A 14475-nucleotide genomic window follows, 5' to 3' on the forward strand; every position below is an offset into this window, starting at 1 on the left:
TACAGGCAAGGTATCAACGATAGTGTTGTCCATATCAATGAATAATTTAGTTTTGATGATAGTATTCTCCTTTATTGAAAACGCTTACATTTTCGGAATAGACAAAATTATACAGCGTCGGAATAAAAAAATCAAATGTATACCAATTTTATACATTTGATTTTTTGTGAATGCGTTGTGTGATAGTTTCAGAGGTTGAAGTAGGATGATAAAAATGTTGCGACACCATTTTCCTCATTGCTACTGGTGATATCCGTGGCTGCCGATTTAATTAGTGGAATAGCGTTAGCCATGGCTACTGATACAGTGGCGAGTTTAAACATAGATAGATCGTTAGCCTCATCCCCAAAAACAATCAAATCTTTTGAAGTTAGGGACAATTTTTTTAGTAACACTTTGAGTGCAGCGCCTTTACTGACGTTGCTAGGCACAAATTCTAGCAGTGTTCGCCGAGATCTTGTAAATGAAATATTCTTGGTTAACACGGGTGTGTGATTAAGAATATTTTCGAGATAGTTCAATTTGTCTTCTGTTTCGCAGACGACAAATTTGTTAAATGTCAACGTTGTTGGCAAATCAGTGATACTGACTTGCTGATAATGCAGCAGTTTACCAATTAAGTTAACATAGTTAGACTGCCCAAAGTCTGCAATAGAATAGACAATTTCTGGACAAACAATATCAATGGGCAAATTAAGATTATGGATTAAATTGAAAATCTCAGACATATCACTAAGCGTGAAACGTTTGTTTAAAAGCGTTTCATTTGTATTAATATTTTTAACCACACCACCATTGAACAAGATGACATAGTCATCATTTTTGTTTAGCTCTAGTTGTGTTAAGAAGGGTTGTACGTTTGGGAATGGGCGACCGGTTGTTAAAACAATATGATGGTTATCAGCATGTAATTTTTTCAAAATCGTAGCATTTTGGTGGGATAGCGTACGGTCTGATTTGAGTAATGTATTGTCCATATCCAAGGCAATTAATTTTGGCGTCATGTTAGGCTTTCCTCTTTCTTGGTAACGTTAATTTGTGATATTACCATTTTTAGTCGGTCAAACTCACTATCCGACAGCTCACTGTCTATCAGAAAAGTAGGTTGTTTCGTCGCAATTTCAGTCGATTCCGTAATAATCAAATCAAACTGATTGGGTTCATTTGACGAGTTTTCAAAATCATTAAGTGAGACAATTGATAATTCGCATGGTGCAGAACTACTACGTTTGATTAATGTTTCAAAAAGATTTTGACTATAAATCGGAAGTGACGTCACCATTAAAATGTGTAATTTATGCATTTTTTCGTGGGACAAGCTAAAATTGTAAAAAATCATTGCTAGAATGCTAATCTGATCGGTTAGTAGTCCAAAAGGGAACAAACGTTGATACAGTGATCGATTAGTGATTTGACTCAGTGCGTCGGTGACGTATTTTTCAAAGGTTTCGTTGTGATATAAGTAGTCATATACGGTAATACTTTGGTACTTAGATGAATACCAAAAGGGCTTGAGCTGTGTTTGTATTTTGCGTGTTAAAACTTCTTGCTCAGCTTGACTGATCTTAATATCTGAAGTGAGGACAAAGGCTTTAACGATTTCATGACTGACAACTAAAAGATCTTGAAAGGCACGTGCACTGAAATGGTTATCCTGTTCTTTCGTCACACTCAGTAGTTGCAAGGTTAGAAATAATTTGACGGCGTCTGGCATCTCTAATGAAAAATTTGTTTTGGTAATCATTGAGAAGTCATTGATAATATCGTTTTCTTTGCGTTTGGTAAAAGAAACCACGTCAGCGGATGTAAATAAACTTTCCTGTGCAATAGGATCTAGCTCACTATACAGCGAAGCAAGCGTTGAAAAAATAGTTAACGTTAAAGCATTGGAAATTGATATCTTTTTGCCTAGAGAATCTTGATACATATTTTTTAATTTTTCGCTGATTAATAAAAATTTTGAGTAAGGTATGTGTTTATCCAGTGACCGTATAAAATACGATAGTGCATTCTTGTGACTCTGCAGTAAGGCTAGGCCGTTATAGGCATGCACGAATGAGTCGTACAACGGTTCTGCAAACTCAAAACCTGATTTTTTCGAAAAAACGGGTTTAAATGTCTCTCGCTTTTTGAGATCTGATATATCACGGAGAACTGTATTTCTAGAGACAGAAAATAATGTTTGAAAAGCAGATAATGTCCATTTTTTAAGTGGTAGTGCCAAACAAATATCAATAATCAGTTGCCGTTCATAGGAATTAATATAATCATCTGAAGGAACATGAGACAATTTTGCTTTCAAAACGGTAATTTGGTTTTGTGTGATTCTGGTGTTTGGCGCCAAAAAAGGGAGATTTGATGAACGCAAATCAGAATTGGCGCTTTGTAATAAGTAATAGATTTTACGACTAGATAAATTGAGCCGGTTAGACATCGTTTGAACATTTGGGAGCAGATCTTGATTGGCTATGTAGTTAATGAATGTGGTGTAATTCATATTTGGTACGCTCATAATTAGTGTTCCTTTCCAAAACGTGTATTCACTTTGATTTTACAATGAGCAAGTGATTGATTACAGTCTCATTCAAGCATTTTCATTGTGAGGTAATGGGACTGTTTATTTTTTTAATTCTCAACCATAATGTAATTGTACCAGCAAATGTAAGCGCATACATTTTAAAAAAGTTTGGAAGAAGGTTTAAAGAAATGGCAAAAGCAACAACAATTCAAGAGGCAACACGAGAAAATTGGATTCAGAATACATTCCCAGAGTGGGGCACTTGGTTAAATGAAGAAATTGAACAATCAAAAGTACCCGAAAAGAATTTCCGGATGTGGTGGTTAGCCAATAATGGTATTTGGTTGAAGACACATGAGGACACCAATATTTTAGTTGATCTCTGGAATGGTACTGGTAAACAAACACATGGTTCAGGTTTGATGAAGCAAGGACATCAAATGATGAGGATGAGTGGCGTGCAAAAGATGCAACCGAACTTGCGTCTACAACCATTCGTTATTGATCCCTATGCTGTTAAAAATGTCGATGCCTTATTGGTGACACATATCCATTCAGATCACCTAGATATCAATACAGCAGCGGCTGTGTTACAAAATAGTGGCCCAGAAACGAAGTTTATTGGTCCTCAAGCGGTTGTTGACATTTGGAAAGGTTGGGGAGTTCCTGAAGAACGCACAATTGTTGTTCACCCAGGAGATGAAGTGACCGTGAAGTCGGTTACGATCAAGGCTTTGGAAGCTTTTGATCGGACAGCGCTATTAACTGTCGATAACGATGTCACAATCAAAGATTCGCTACCACAAGACATGGATGAAATTGCTGTCAATTATCTATTTAAAACATCTGGTGGAAATCTATATCACGCCGCCGATTCGCACATGTCAAATATGTTTGCTAAACATGGGAATGAGAATCATGTTGATGTTGAAATTATTAACTATGGTGAAAATCCGCGAGGCATAACAGATAAAGTTACATCAATTGATGTTTTGCGATCAGCTGAGGACCTGAAAGCCAAAGTTGTGATTCCTGTACATTATGATATTTGGTCAAATTTCGATGCTGATCCGCAAGAAATCGTTAAGTTATGGGAAATGAAAAAAGACACACTTAACTATCAATTCCACCCATTTGTATGGCGTGTTGGTGGTAGTTACACTTTCCCAGAAGATCAAAACAAGATTCAATATCATTATGACCGTGGCTTCTCAGATGTCTTTTCAAAAGATAATGATGTGCCATTCCCTTCATTCTTATAAGGAGTAATCAAAATGACAATGCTTAATTACTTTTACGACAACGACTTGGTAAGAATTTACCATGACACGCCATCAAGTTGGCGGGAGTCGTTGCGTGTTGCGGGTGAAAATCTCAAAGAAAAGGGAATTATTACCGAGCAATATATTAATGAAATTATTAAAAATGTTGAAGACAATGGCGCCTATATTGTCATTGTACCTGGTGTGGTGATGCCACACGCATTAGCTACGGGACCAGGTGTTTTAGGAACAGGTATTAGTTTCACCAAATTTAATGAAGCTGTTTCGTTTGAAGATGGCAATGTTGAAAAACAAGGGAAGCTATTTTTCACGCTAGCAGCTAAGGATGAAAAGCAACACCTAGAGAATATTCAAAATTTAATGTCGTTATTGATGACAGATGGTGTGATTGAAGCGTTGTCAGATGTTGAATCAATGGACGATTTCGTTCAAGTGATGAATCAATTTGATAAAATCCCTGCTGAGCAATGAGGAGAGCATGATGAATAATATATTCGCAGGAATATTAGCTATTTGGGAATTTTTTGCCAATAACATTTTGACCCAACCAGCCTACATGATTGGTTTCATTGTCTTGATTGGTTACATGTTAGAGAAAAAGCCATGGTATGAAAGTTTGGCTGGTTTTCTAAAAGCCACGATTGGTTACATGATCTTAATTGTTGGCTCAAACGGACTGGTAACAAGTTTCCGACCGATACTAACAGGACTGAAAGACCGCTTTCATTTAACGGCAACTGTGATTGATCCTTACTTTGGTCAAAATGCTGTGACAGATGGATTAGAAAAAACGTTTGGCCGTTCATTTGGCGACGTCATGATTTTATTGCTAATTGCCTTTGTCTTTAATATTTTATTGGTAAGATTTTCTAAATATACAAAATTACGTGCAGTATTTACTACTGGAAATGTTCAGGTACAGCAAGCAGCAACAGCATTTTGGATTTTACTATTTGCGATTCCGAGTCTTGGACGAATTGAAGTTTTGCTTGTTATGGGTGTGTTACTTGGCTTATATTGGGCTGTTGGATCTAACATGACAATCAAGCCAATTCAAAGGCTTACTGATGGTGGCGGTTTCGCAATTGCCCATCAGCAAATGTTTGGGATTGCATTGGTTGCATGGTTAGCAGATAAGATGAGTTCTTCTGAAAAAAAGAAGAACAAGCCAGCTTCTAAGCGCTTGGAAGATATTACTTTACCTGGTTTTTTGAAAATATTTAATGAGAATATGGTGGCCACCGCGATATTAATGTTTCTATTCTTTGGCATCATTATGTTCGTATTAGGAGAAAATTATTTCCATCAACTATTCATTACTAGTAAAGGGACCTCTGGTTTAGCTCAGGGTGCGAGCTTCTTCTTCTACATTCTCACAACATCCCTTGGCTTCGCTGTTAACTTAGCAATTTTGCAACTGGGTGTTCGAACATTCGTTGGGGAACTAACTGAAAGTTTCACTGGTATTAGTGATACGATCCTACCAAATTCTGTGCCTGGTATTGATGTTGCGGCGACATTTGCCTTTGGTGAACAAAATGCCGTGACAATTGGTTTCTTGTTTGGCGCATTAGGACAATTTTTAGCCATAGGGGCACTGATGATTTTCCACTCGCCAACTATTATTATTGCCGGATTCATTCCGTTGTTCTTCGACAATGCCGTGTTTGGTGTTATTGCCAACAATCGAGCTGGCGCTAAAGCAGCCATGATTTTGCCATTTTTCTCAGGCATTATACAAGTTGTCGGCGCAGCCCTAATCTCAACTTGGATTGGTATGTCAAAGTTCGGTGGTTACTTGGGTATGTTTGACTGGGATACTGTTTGGCCAGGATTCACAGTTATCTTGAAGTATCTAGGTTACTTCGGTGTTGTCGTGGTAGCTGCAATTCTACTGCTAATTCCACAACTGGAATATCGTAAGGATCCTAAAAATTATTTCTTGATGGTTGAAGATTATGATGCCTATAAAGAAAATAAGGGTCTTGAATAAAAATTAATTTGTTTTAATAAAGGAGAATAATAATGAATATTTTAGTTTCTTGCGCTAATGGTTCGGGTACAAGCTTGATGATGATGAAAAGTGTTGAAAAATCAATGAAAAAGCTTGGCATTCCGGTATCAAAAATTAACCACACAAGTATTGCCGAAGGAAAGTCAACGGCAAGCCAGTATGATGCCGTTTTCACACCACTTAACTTTGTGGACATGTTTGAAGATGCCGCAAAAAAAGGCGTGACAGTGGTCGGTGTCAAAAATGTTATGAGTGACAAAGAAATCACCCAACGAATTGTTGACGAAACTGATTTTGAAGAGAAATACAAGAAGTGAGGATAAAAAAATGACGAAGCCTAATCTACAAATTGCTTTAGATCAAAATACATTAGCTGATGCTGCAAGAATTGCGCATTTAGCAGGACCGATTGTTGACATTGTTGAAGTTGGTACGATTCTTGAATTGCAGGCGGGACAACAGGCCATTAGTGTTTTGCGAGAGATGTTTCCCGATAAAATTATTGCATCTGATACCAAGTGTGCGGATGCTGGCTCAACGGTGGCTCAAAATTCAAAAGACGCTGGAGCTGATTTGATGACAGTTATTGATTCAGCAACAATTGCTACAATGAAATCTGCAAAGTCGGTTCTTGATGGGATACAGGTTGAATTGTACTCAGCATGGAATTGGGATTTGGCGGAGAAATGGCAACAAATCGGTATTGAACAAGTCATTTATCACCAAAGCAGAGACGCCTTATTGGCTGGTGAAGTGTGGGGTGAAAAAGACCTCAACATTGTCAAAAAGTTTATTTCAATGGGATTCAAAGTTTCTGTTACCGGGGGACTTAATTTAGACACGATTAAATTGTTTAAAGATGTGCCAGTGTATACATTCATTGCTGGTAGAGCCATTACGGGTCAAGATGATCCCGCAGCAGCTGCACAAGCCTTCCAAGATGAAATTGGAAAGTACTGGGCATAACGATGGCGCGATTGGGCATTAATGAAAAATCCTTACCGTTCCAACTGTCATGGCGGGAAAAATTGGTATTTGCTAAGCAGCAAGGTTTCTCTTTTATTGAATTATCAATCGACGAAAGTGATGAGCGTATTGCGCGCCTAGATTGGTCGGACAATGACATATTTAGCCTACTAAAAAATTCGTATGAATCGGGTGTTTCAATCGACACAATGATGCTATCAGCATTACGTAAATTCCCTCTAGGTTCACAAGATCCTGTCCTTTATGATGCTGCATACCGTATGTGTCAAAAAGCAATTATCTTAGCTAAAAAATTGGGAATAAGAAATATTCAAATTGCTGGATATGATGAATATTATCATGCCAAAACAGCACTCACCCGTGAGAATTTTATTGAAAATTTACAGCGAGTAGTTGATTTTGCAGCGGCGAATCAGGTTATGATTGCGATTGAAACGATGGACGATGACTTTATTAATTCAATTAACAAGATCAGAAAAATCAAACAAAATATTTCGTCACCGTGGCTGCAAGCTTACCCTGACATTGGTAATATTTCAGCATGGCCACAGGTAAACCCTGGGGAAGATTTGACTGATGGATTTGAAAATATCGTTTCGGTGCATGTCAAAGATACCTTAGTTGTGACAGAAAATACATCCGGTAAGTTTAAAAATGTGCCTTTTGGAACAGGTAATGTTGAATTTTTAGGATTATTTAAAACATTGAAGCGGCTTGGTTATCAAGGCACATTTACGATAGAAATGTGGTCAGAACGAGACAAAGATTGTGTTGACCAAGTCAAAAAAGCACACGATTTCATTCTTGAATTATTGACCCAAGCAGGTATTTTAATAGAGGTAGTATGATGTTAGAAGAACTAAAAAATGAAGTATATCAAGCAAATATGTCTTTGCCTAAATTGGGATTGGTAACATTTACTTGGGGTAACGTGTCGGGAATTGATCGTGAAAAAGGATTATTTGTGATTAAGCCATCTGGTGTTGCCTATGAAGATTTGAAGCCTGATGATATGGTAGTGGTTGATTTAGATGGTAACGTTGTGGAAGGTGATTTAAACCCTTCTAGTGATACACCAACACATGCCTATCTGTATCGGCATTTCAAAAATATTGGTGGTATTACGCATACACACTCACCATGGGGTGTTTCCTTTGCGGCTGCTCAAATGGATATTCCTGCTGTTAGCACGACACACGCAGACACTTTCTATGGTGATATTCCGTGCACGCCAGCTTTGAGTCAAGAAGAAATTCAATCAGCTTATGAGTTAAATACAGGAAAAGTCATTGTGTCAGAATTTGAGCAAAGGCAGATTGATCCTGATGCGACCCCTGCTGTGCTAGTCAGCCAACATGGACCATTTACGTGGGGCGTCGATGCCTCAAAGTCTGTATATAATGCTAAAGTATTAGAAGTTTCAGCAGAAATCAGTTATCATGCGCTACAGTCGACACGTTCGGATATTCATGTGCCCCAATATTTACTTGATAAGCATTATTATCGCAAGCACGGTGTAAATGCTTACTATGGGCAAAAAGAAGCAGTTTCTGTTAATCATAGTTAATTCATGTCGCAAAATACCCCAAAAGCTATTATGCTTTTGGGGTATTTTGTATGCAACCGTGTTTGTCAAAATCTCAAAAGTCAATATAGAATAAAATCTTATCAATGATGTCTATCATGATAAGACAAATGGTAAAAAACACCTAGTTTTCAATTGATAATAGGGTGCAACTAACGGTTGCGACCTCCGCAAAAAAGTCTATACAGCACTTTTGTGAGAAAATGTTTATTGATTAAATTGTTCATGTATAATCATTTTTATCAGCTGATGAATTAAGATCACGGAGAATAATATTAAGTATGGAAAACATTTTCAAATCGCAGTTAAGCGCTTTGCGGCAAAAAAAGCACTTGTCACAAGAATTGTTAGCACAAAAATTATTTGTCTCTAGGCAATCAATCTCTAAGTGGGAGAACGGCGAATCCGAACCTAACATTGATAAGCTTATTTCTATTTCAGAAATATTTTCGGTCAACTTAGATTTTTTACTTGCTGGTCATACACATGGCGATGCTTTAATATTGGAGCTGAAAAATTTAAACAAATCATTCAAAAATCCTGTTTTAAAGGATGTCAATTTATCTATTTATGGTAGAGATCGTATCGCTTTGTTAGGCAGCAATGGATCAGGTAAAACAACAATTGTTAATACGATTTTGGGCAATATCATTCCGGATAAAGGTAGTGTCGTTAAACATTTTAATGCACAAGATGACCTCAGCGTTATGACGCAAGAAAATTGTTTGATTGCCTCTTTAAAGGTTCGCGAACAAATTGCTTTATCTTTGAAAATATATGATGCCTACTCAAAGATCAACATAGATGATTTGCTCAAAAAATTTAGATTGACTGAGCAATCTGAAGTGATCGTTGATCAACTTTCCGGCGGACAAAAACGGCGTTTAGCATTACTTTTGACGTTAATTAAACCATCAAAACTATTGATACTAGATGAACCAACAGTGGGCATGGATTTAGAATCAATTGATTTATTTTGGGATTATTTGGATCATGTGGGTGGCAGTGTCGTCACTATCACACATGATTTCAATCAAATTGATAACTACTTTACACGTGTCGTGTTACTAAAAGATGGTGTGATTAAGTCAGATGAATCAGTTGCCAATATTCACTCTAATAATCAGACGATTGAACATTGGTATCGTCTCATGAATCAATAATTAAAGGAGCTATTTAATGATTACTTGGATAGAAATTAAAGATACATTCAGAAATAAACGTTTTATTTTGTTTACAGTCGTTTTCCCATTAGCGTGGTATTTAATGATGCTAAGTGTTTTTAACGGCATGACACACAATCCTGTTAATCGTTATTTGTGGTTTACAATTGCTGCGATAATCGGTATTTCGGGTAATTCTGTTGTGACGTTTTCTAAAAAAATATGTGATACCTATCAGTTTTATAAATTACAATCTCAAACTTCGCATTATAGTATCAAACGTTGGATAACAGATCAGTTTATCGTGCAAGTTATTTTGAATGCCTGTATCGTTTTTGTTATTTTAGTTGCTGGCGCCTTATTTGGATCTTTGCCGATTAATTTGAGTTTAGGCATGTTAGTTATCTTGCTACTCATAATGGGACTGTATTTAAACGCAATCGGTTTTTTAATTGGTATTTATATGGATCAAAAGACAATTGCTGCGCTCAGCATGCCGTTGAGTATGGGATTTGGCGTTTTGATGATTCGCTGGGATACCGTAACGGCCGCTGACGGTATCTTAATAAAAATAATCTCGATTGTGCAACAATTTTTCCCTGGTTACTATATTTTTGACTATATTAAAAAAATTGGACAAAGCCAGTCAGTCAATCAATCTTTATTTAAATTTTTGTTGAGTGTTTTATTGATTGCCATTCCGTTTATTGTTATTTATTTGAAAAAACAGCAATTGGTATCACGATACCACGTGAAAAACTAAGCCCTTCTATTGAATAGGGTAGCCTCGAAAGTGAAAAAACTTGCGAGGTGTTTTTTATTTTATAAGTCTAAAGCGTTGTCCTCATCAAGTTCTCGTCATAAATTAAGGGGATATATTTTCAATAGAGACAAGTAAAGACCGTACTTTGAAAATAACCGGTTAAACCATTATAATAGTGAGTGACTAATAATAAATCAGTATTGAAACCTTAGTTAGGTTGATTTGATACGCTGGGGAGAATATAAATGCAAGTAGCAATCATTGGTGCCGGTCCGCGTGGTTTAGCGGTAGCTGAGCGCCTTATTAATTTGGATGACAGTGATAATCAACTTGATGTACAAATCTTTGATCCATACGCCATTGGTGGTCGTGTTTGGGACCCCACAATCAAACAAAACAACTTATTCTTGATGAATACAGTCATTGACCAAGTGACACTATTCAATGATGATTCAATTGAAAACGGAGGCAAACCTTTTTCAGGACCAAGTCTCTTTCAATGGTTAACCACCGAAGCGCCTAATTTTATTGCACAACACCCAGAATTTGATAGTGCCTATGCGAGTGAAATTTTGCAGCTGACACATACTGGTGATTTCGCAACGCGTGGTATCATGGGCATCTATGCGGCTTGGTTTTTTGAATGGTTAAAAAGACGTGTCAAAGGCAATCAAACGCTTAATTATACGAAACAAACTGTGGCCGATTTAGTTAAAATTGGGACAAAATTTCAAGTGACACTTGGTGATGGTACACAGATATTAGCAGACCAAGTTGTCATGGCACTTGGGCACGCTGATGATGAATTGACATCTGAAGAAGCTGATTTTAAGGCATTTGCCGATGAACACCACTTGCCTTATATTGGACCAACTCACCCATCAGAAGCTGATTTGTCAGGCTTGACAGAAAATAATCGCGTGATTATACGTGGCTTGGGATTGAGCTTTTTCGATTATTTAGCGGCACTTTCAATTGGCAAAGGTGGAACTTTTGTCCGTGATGATTCCGGAGAGTTAATTTATCAACCCTCTGGTCACGAACCACATATTATTGCAGGTTCGCGCGGTGGCTTCCCGCTACATGCGCGCGGTGTCAATGAAAAAGACACTAGTGAGTTATACCAGCCAACTTTCTTTACGTTACCTGCTCTTGAGGCGCTACGTGCTGCTGGAGACGGTAAAATGTCTTATGAGGCTTTTGAAAGTTTAGTGGTTAAGGAATTGACCTATAAACACTTGCTAAATCGTATTAATAGTGGGCAAAGTAATCTGACGTATGATCAATCCGAAGCGCTTAAAGTGGCATTACTCACGAGTGGTGACTTGAATGCCACAGCTGCCGAATTTGGTTTGAGTGATATACCATCATTAGATATTGATTTGGTACGTAATCCAGCTCGTGATTTGCCAAATGATGCCGATTATCGCACTTGGGTATTATCGTATTTAGCTGCGGATATTGCTGATGCACGGCTGGGGAACAAATCAGCACCATTTGCTGGCGCGTTTGATATTCTGCGAGATATGCGTGACCGTGTGCGCTATGTTGTGGAACATGATTATTTCTCAGTTGATGATTATGAAAAGTTTTTGACCAAATTCCGTCCGCTGGACGTTTTGGTATCAGTTGGACCACCATTATTACGTGTCGAACAGCTTCGTGCGTTGATAAAAGCCGGTATTGTTGATATTACCGCGTCACAAATCAAGGTGACAACCGAGGACGGTCAGTTTGTTGCACGAGACAGCCGACAACAAGAATACCGCGGCAATGCCTTAGTGGAAGCAAGGTTAGGTGCAACTAACATGGCAATCGCGGTCAATCCTATTTTAGTTAATTTGCGCGATAAAGGAACACTGGTATCGCCAACTTTGATGCGTCAAGATGGGACAAGTTGGACATTGGGTGCTGCTAATATTGATCGCCAAACATTAGAAGTTATTGATGCAAATGGGGATCACATTCCCAATTTGTACTTGTATGGCATTCCTGTTGAAGGGAAAAAATGGTTTGGCACAGTGATTCCTCGTCCGGGTGTTAACACGGTGATTTTGCGAGAAGGTGCTGTCATTGCACAACGTATTTTGGAGAACTTGTGATGGCAAAATTATTTACAAATGCGCGACTATACCAAGAAGATGAACAGGTTTTTAGACCAAACGCATGGTTCGTGGTAGCAAATGATCATATTGTTTCACGTGGAACAAATGATGTGCCAAGTGATTTTTCAAGCTTAGAAACGACTGATTTGCAAGATCACTATGTCATGCCAAGTCTGATTAATACGCATGTTCACATTGCTAATCGTGTATTTCCTGTTGGTGCTAATCAGTTGATCAAAACTGATGAAGAACGAATTCAAAATGGTTTGGCAAATCTTCAAACGTTGCAACAAAATGGTGTAGCGTTTGCTCGAGCATTAGCAACGACAAATGATTTAGATATTGACATTGCCAAGCGGGCTGAACAACAAAACTTGATTGGCTTACAAACTGCTGGGCGTGCAATTACAACAGTTGGTGGTCATGGTTCAAAGCAAGGGATCGTGGTTGCAACCCCTGCCGAGATGCGGGCTGCCGTGCGTGGTCATTTTCTAGCAGGTGTTGATAACATCAAATTGTTTGCCAGTGGGGGCATTGCTTTTAGTCCTAATGAGCAACCTGATGATGTGCAAATGTCATTTGAGTTAATACAAGCAGCTGCTCAAGCAGTTCATGAAAAATCTCATGCTCGTTTGGCAGTCCACGAAGAAGCGCTTGAAGGCGTTAAAATTGCTTTGCGTGCTGGCGCTGATGGCATTGAACATGCTTTTGATGCTGATGATGAAGCGATTAATTTGTTTCTTAAAACGAGCGCAACACTGACGCCAACGCTGACAGCACCCTATGTAATTGTCAAACGTGGGGATGGCATTTTACCAGAATGGATGGTTAAAACAGCTTATAAGTGGGCACCGCGACACATGCGTGCTTTGGGTCAATATGCAAAAGCCGGTGTTAAATTAACACTTGGGACAGATGCCGGATCACCGCTCAACGGCTTCAATGATACGGCATTAGAGGCACAATTGATGGTGATGGCAGGTGCAACACCGGCACAAGTGTTGCAAGCTGCGACGATTAATGGTGCTGAATTGCTACATATTGAATCAGAGTATGGGCACTTGAAGACGGGTGCGATGGCTAACTTTATCGTCATGGACCAGTCTCCGCTTGAAAATATAACGGCAGTAAATTTGCCAACCGTTTATTATAAAGGTAAACTAGTGTCAGAGGCACCAGACCGTTCTGGTGAATTACAATACCCATTGAATAAAGGAAGCTTGGACTATTGACAATTCAGCTTATTGCAACTGATTTAGATGGTACGTTTTTGACAGATGACAAGAAGTTTGACCAAACGTTATTTCGGCGTGTTTTGAGTCAATTAAAACGTCAAAATATTGCTTTTGCCATTGCAACTGGCGTTCATCAAGAGCGAATCAACGTTATTTTTAAAGACTTTTTGAATGAGCCGATTAATTTTGTGACCAATAATGGTGCGCGTGTCATTAAAAGCGATGGTTCAGTGCTGTTTTCAAAGGCTTTATCGTTGAAAACATTAGCACATATTCAAGATTTTTTAGTTAATTATGATGTTCAACCTGATCGTGGTTTGGTCTTTTCGACTGATGAGACGGCTTATTTGCCACGGTACGCTAACATTAAAAATAGTGAACGGTACTTCAAGCTTTTTAAAAATATTGTTCGGTTTGAAAATGTTTCAGATATTCCGGAGCCAATATATAAAGTAACAATGAGTTGGCAAAACTTTGACGAGTCTCAATTTTATCGTGACGCGCGGCTGGCATTAGGTGATGCTGTCCACATTACTGAAACAGGGACTGGAGCGATTGATATTATCGCGGCCGGTGTTAATAAAGCGTCTGCTCTCAATATGTTAGCGTCGAGCTATGGTGTTAATATGGTGGATGTTGTCGCTTTTGGTGACGGTGGCAATGATGTTGAAATGTTGTGCGCGGTTGGGCAACCGTTCAAAATGCCAAACGCACGCATCACGGGTGATTATCAAACAGCAGTTGATGATAATAACAACAGCGGTGTGTTGAAAACAATTCAGAAGATAACGCATTTATCATAAAAAAAGCATTGCAGGTGTG

General features: G+C 38.3%; 14 protein-coding genes. 12 read left to right on the top strand and 2 right to left on the bottom strand.

Translation table 11 applies throughout. The features are described from left to right. Window positions 1-188: 188 nt before the first annotated feature. Window positions 189-1004 (bottom strand): Cof-type HAD-IIB family hydrolase, encoded by an 816-nt coding sequence (locus IEU65_RS05495; protein WP_010292474.1) that lies wholly within the window; start codon window positions 1002-1004, stop codon window positions 189-191. Further along, window positions 1001-2497, bottom strand: coding sequence for a BglG family transcription antiterminator (locus IEU65_RS05500; protein ID WP_242455652.1), 1497 nt, complete (start codon window positions 2495-2497; stop codon window positions 1001-1003). Before IEU65_RS05500 ends, IEU65_RS05495 begins: the two co-directional genes overlap by 4 nt. 209 nt (window positions 2498-2706) lie before the next feature. Between IEU65_RS05500 and ulaG the strand changes: the two genes are divergently transcribed. From ulaG to IEU65_RS05560, 12 genes are all read left to right on the top strand, one after another. Beyond that, the gene (gene ulaG, locus IEU65_RS05505) at window positions 2707-3780 is read left to right on the top strand and encodes an L-ascorbate 6-phosphate lactonase (protein WP_004914196.1); all 1074 of its coding nucleotides are present in this window, start codon (window positions 2707-2709) and stop codon (window positions 3778-3780) included. A 12-nt stretch (window positions 3781-3792) separates the two neighbouring features. After that, entirely contained in the window at window positions 3793-4272 is a 480-nt protein-coding gene (locus tag IEU65_RS05510; RefSeq protein WP_010292480.1) for a PTS sugar transporter subunit IIA, read from the top strand. A gap of 10 nt (window positions 4273-4282) precedes the next feature. Further along, window positions 4283-5794, top strand: a complete 1512-nt coding sequence (ulaA, locus tag IEU65_RS05515) for a PTS ascorbate transporter subunit IIC (protein WP_031941304.1) — start codon at window positions 4283-4285, stop codon at window positions 5792-5794. A gap of 32 nt (window positions 5795-5826) precedes the next feature. Continuing rightward, window positions 5827-6132, top strand: coding sequence for a PTS sugar transporter subunit IIB (locus IEU65_RS05520; RefSeq protein WP_004913450.1), 306 nt, complete (start codon window positions 5827-5829; stop codon window positions 6130-6132). Window positions 6133-6142: 10 nt separating this feature from the next. Further along, window positions 6143-6781 carry a 3-keto-L-gulonate-6-phosphate decarboxylase UlaD gene (locus IEU65_RS05525; RefSeq protein WP_010292489.1) on the top strand — a complete coding sequence of 213 codons (639 nt, stop codon included), beginning with the start codon at window positions 6143-6145 and terminating at the stop codon, window positions 6779-6781. Window positions 6782-6783: 2 nt separating this feature from the next. Then, window positions 6784-7650 (top strand): L-ribulose-5-phosphate 3-epimerase, encoded by an 867-nt coding sequence (locus IEU65_RS05530; protein ID WP_010292492.1) that lies wholly within the window; start codon window positions 6784-6786, stop codon window positions 7648-7650. Next, window positions 7650-8369, top strand: a complete 720-nt coding sequence (locus IEU65_RS05535) for an L-ribulose-5-phosphate 4-epimerase (RefSeq protein ID WP_010292494.1) — start codon at window positions 7650-7652, stop codon at window positions 8367-8369. The genes IEU65_RS05530 and IEU65_RS05535 overlap by 1 nt, the downstream gene beginning before the upstream one ends. Window positions 8370-8668: 299 nt before the next feature. Then, window positions 8669-9550, top strand: a complete 882-nt coding sequence (locus IEU65_RS05540) for an XRE family transcriptional regulator (RefSeq protein WP_010292496.1) — start codon at window positions 8669-8671, stop codon at window positions 9548-9550. A gap of 16 nt (window positions 9551-9566) precedes the next feature. Further along, window positions 9567-10313, top strand: coding sequence for a hypothetical protein (locus IEU65_RS05545; RefSeq protein ID WP_010292497.1), 747 nt, complete (start codon window positions 9567-9569; stop codon window positions 10311-10313). Between the two features lie 245 nt (window positions 10314-10558). Then, entirely contained in the window at window positions 10559-12415 is a 1857-nt protein-coding gene (locus IEU65_RS05550; RefSeq protein ID WP_010292499.1) for an FAD/NAD(P)-binding protein, read from the top strand. Continuing rightward, a complete protein-coding gene (locus tag IEU65_RS05555) occupies window positions 12415-13650 on the top strand; it encodes a metal-dependent hydrolase family protein (protein ID WP_010292501.1) in 1236 nt (411 codons plus the stop codon). The genes IEU65_RS05550 and IEU65_RS05555 overlap by 1 nt, the downstream gene beginning before the upstream one ends. Continuing rightward, window positions 13647-14456: an HAD-IIB family hydrolase gene (locus IEU65_RS05560; RefSeq protein ID WP_010292503.1), complete on the top strand. Its 810-nt coding sequence runs from the start codon at window positions 13647-13649 to the stop codon at window positions 14454-14456. The genes IEU65_RS05555 and IEU65_RS05560 overlap by 4 nt, the downstream gene beginning before the upstream one ends. Window positions 14457-14475: the final 19 nt, after the last annotated feature.

The organism is Leuconostoc pseudomesenteroides KCTC 3652 (assembly GCF_014634745.1).
Lineage (GTDB): Bacteria > Bacillota > Bacilli > Lactobacillales > Lactobacillaceae > Leuconostoc > Leuconostoc pseudomesenteroides.

Coding starts and splice junctions, on each gene's coding strand:
- IEU65_RS05495 (WP_010292474.1), bottom strand. CDS start 1,004: ATGACGCCAAAATTAATTGCCTTGGATATGGACAATACATTACTCAAA.
- IEU65_RS05500 (WP_242455652.1), bottom strand. CDS start 2,497: ATGAATTACACCACATTCATTAACTACATAGCCAATCAAGATCTGCTC.
- ulaG (WP_004914196.1), top strand. CDS start 2,707: ATGGCAAAAGCAACAACAATTCAAGAGGCAACACGAGAAAATTGGATT.
- IEU65_RS05510 (WP_010292480.1), top strand. CDS start 3,793: ATGACAATGCTTAATTACTTTTACGACAACGACTTGGTAAGAATTTAC.
- ulaA (WP_031941304.1), top strand. CDS start 4,283: ATGAATAATATATTCGCAGGAATATTAGCTATTTGGGAATTTTTTGCC.
- IEU65_RS05520 (WP_004913450.1), top strand. CDS start 5,827: ATGAATATTTTAGTTTCTTGCGCTAATGGTTCGGGTACAAGCTTGATG.
- IEU65_RS05525 (WP_010292489.1), top strand. CDS start 6,143: ATGACGAAGCCTAATCTACAAATTGCTTTAGATCAAAATACATTAGCT.
- IEU65_RS05530 (WP_010292492.1), top strand. CDS start 6,784: ATGGCGCGATTGGGCATTAATGAAAAATCCTTACCGTTCCAACTGTCA.
- IEU65_RS05535 (WP_010292494.1), top strand. CDS start 7,650: ATGTTAGAAGAACTAAAAAATGAAGTATATCAAGCAAATATGTCTTTG.
- IEU65_RS05540 (WP_010292496.1), top strand. CDS start 8,669: ATGGAAAACATTTTCAAATCGCAGTTAAGCGCTTTGCGGCAAAAAAAG.
- IEU65_RS05545 (WP_010292497.1), top strand. CDS start 9,567: ATGATTACTTGGATAGAAATTAAAGATACATTCAGAAATAAACGTTTT.
- IEU65_RS05550 (WP_010292499.1), top strand. CDS start 10,559: ATGCAAGTAGCAATCATTGGTGCCGGTCCGCGTGGTTTAGCGGTAGCT.
- IEU65_RS05555 (WP_010292501.1), top strand. CDS start 12,415: ATGGCAAAATTATTTACAAATGCGCGACTATACCAAGAAGATGAACAG.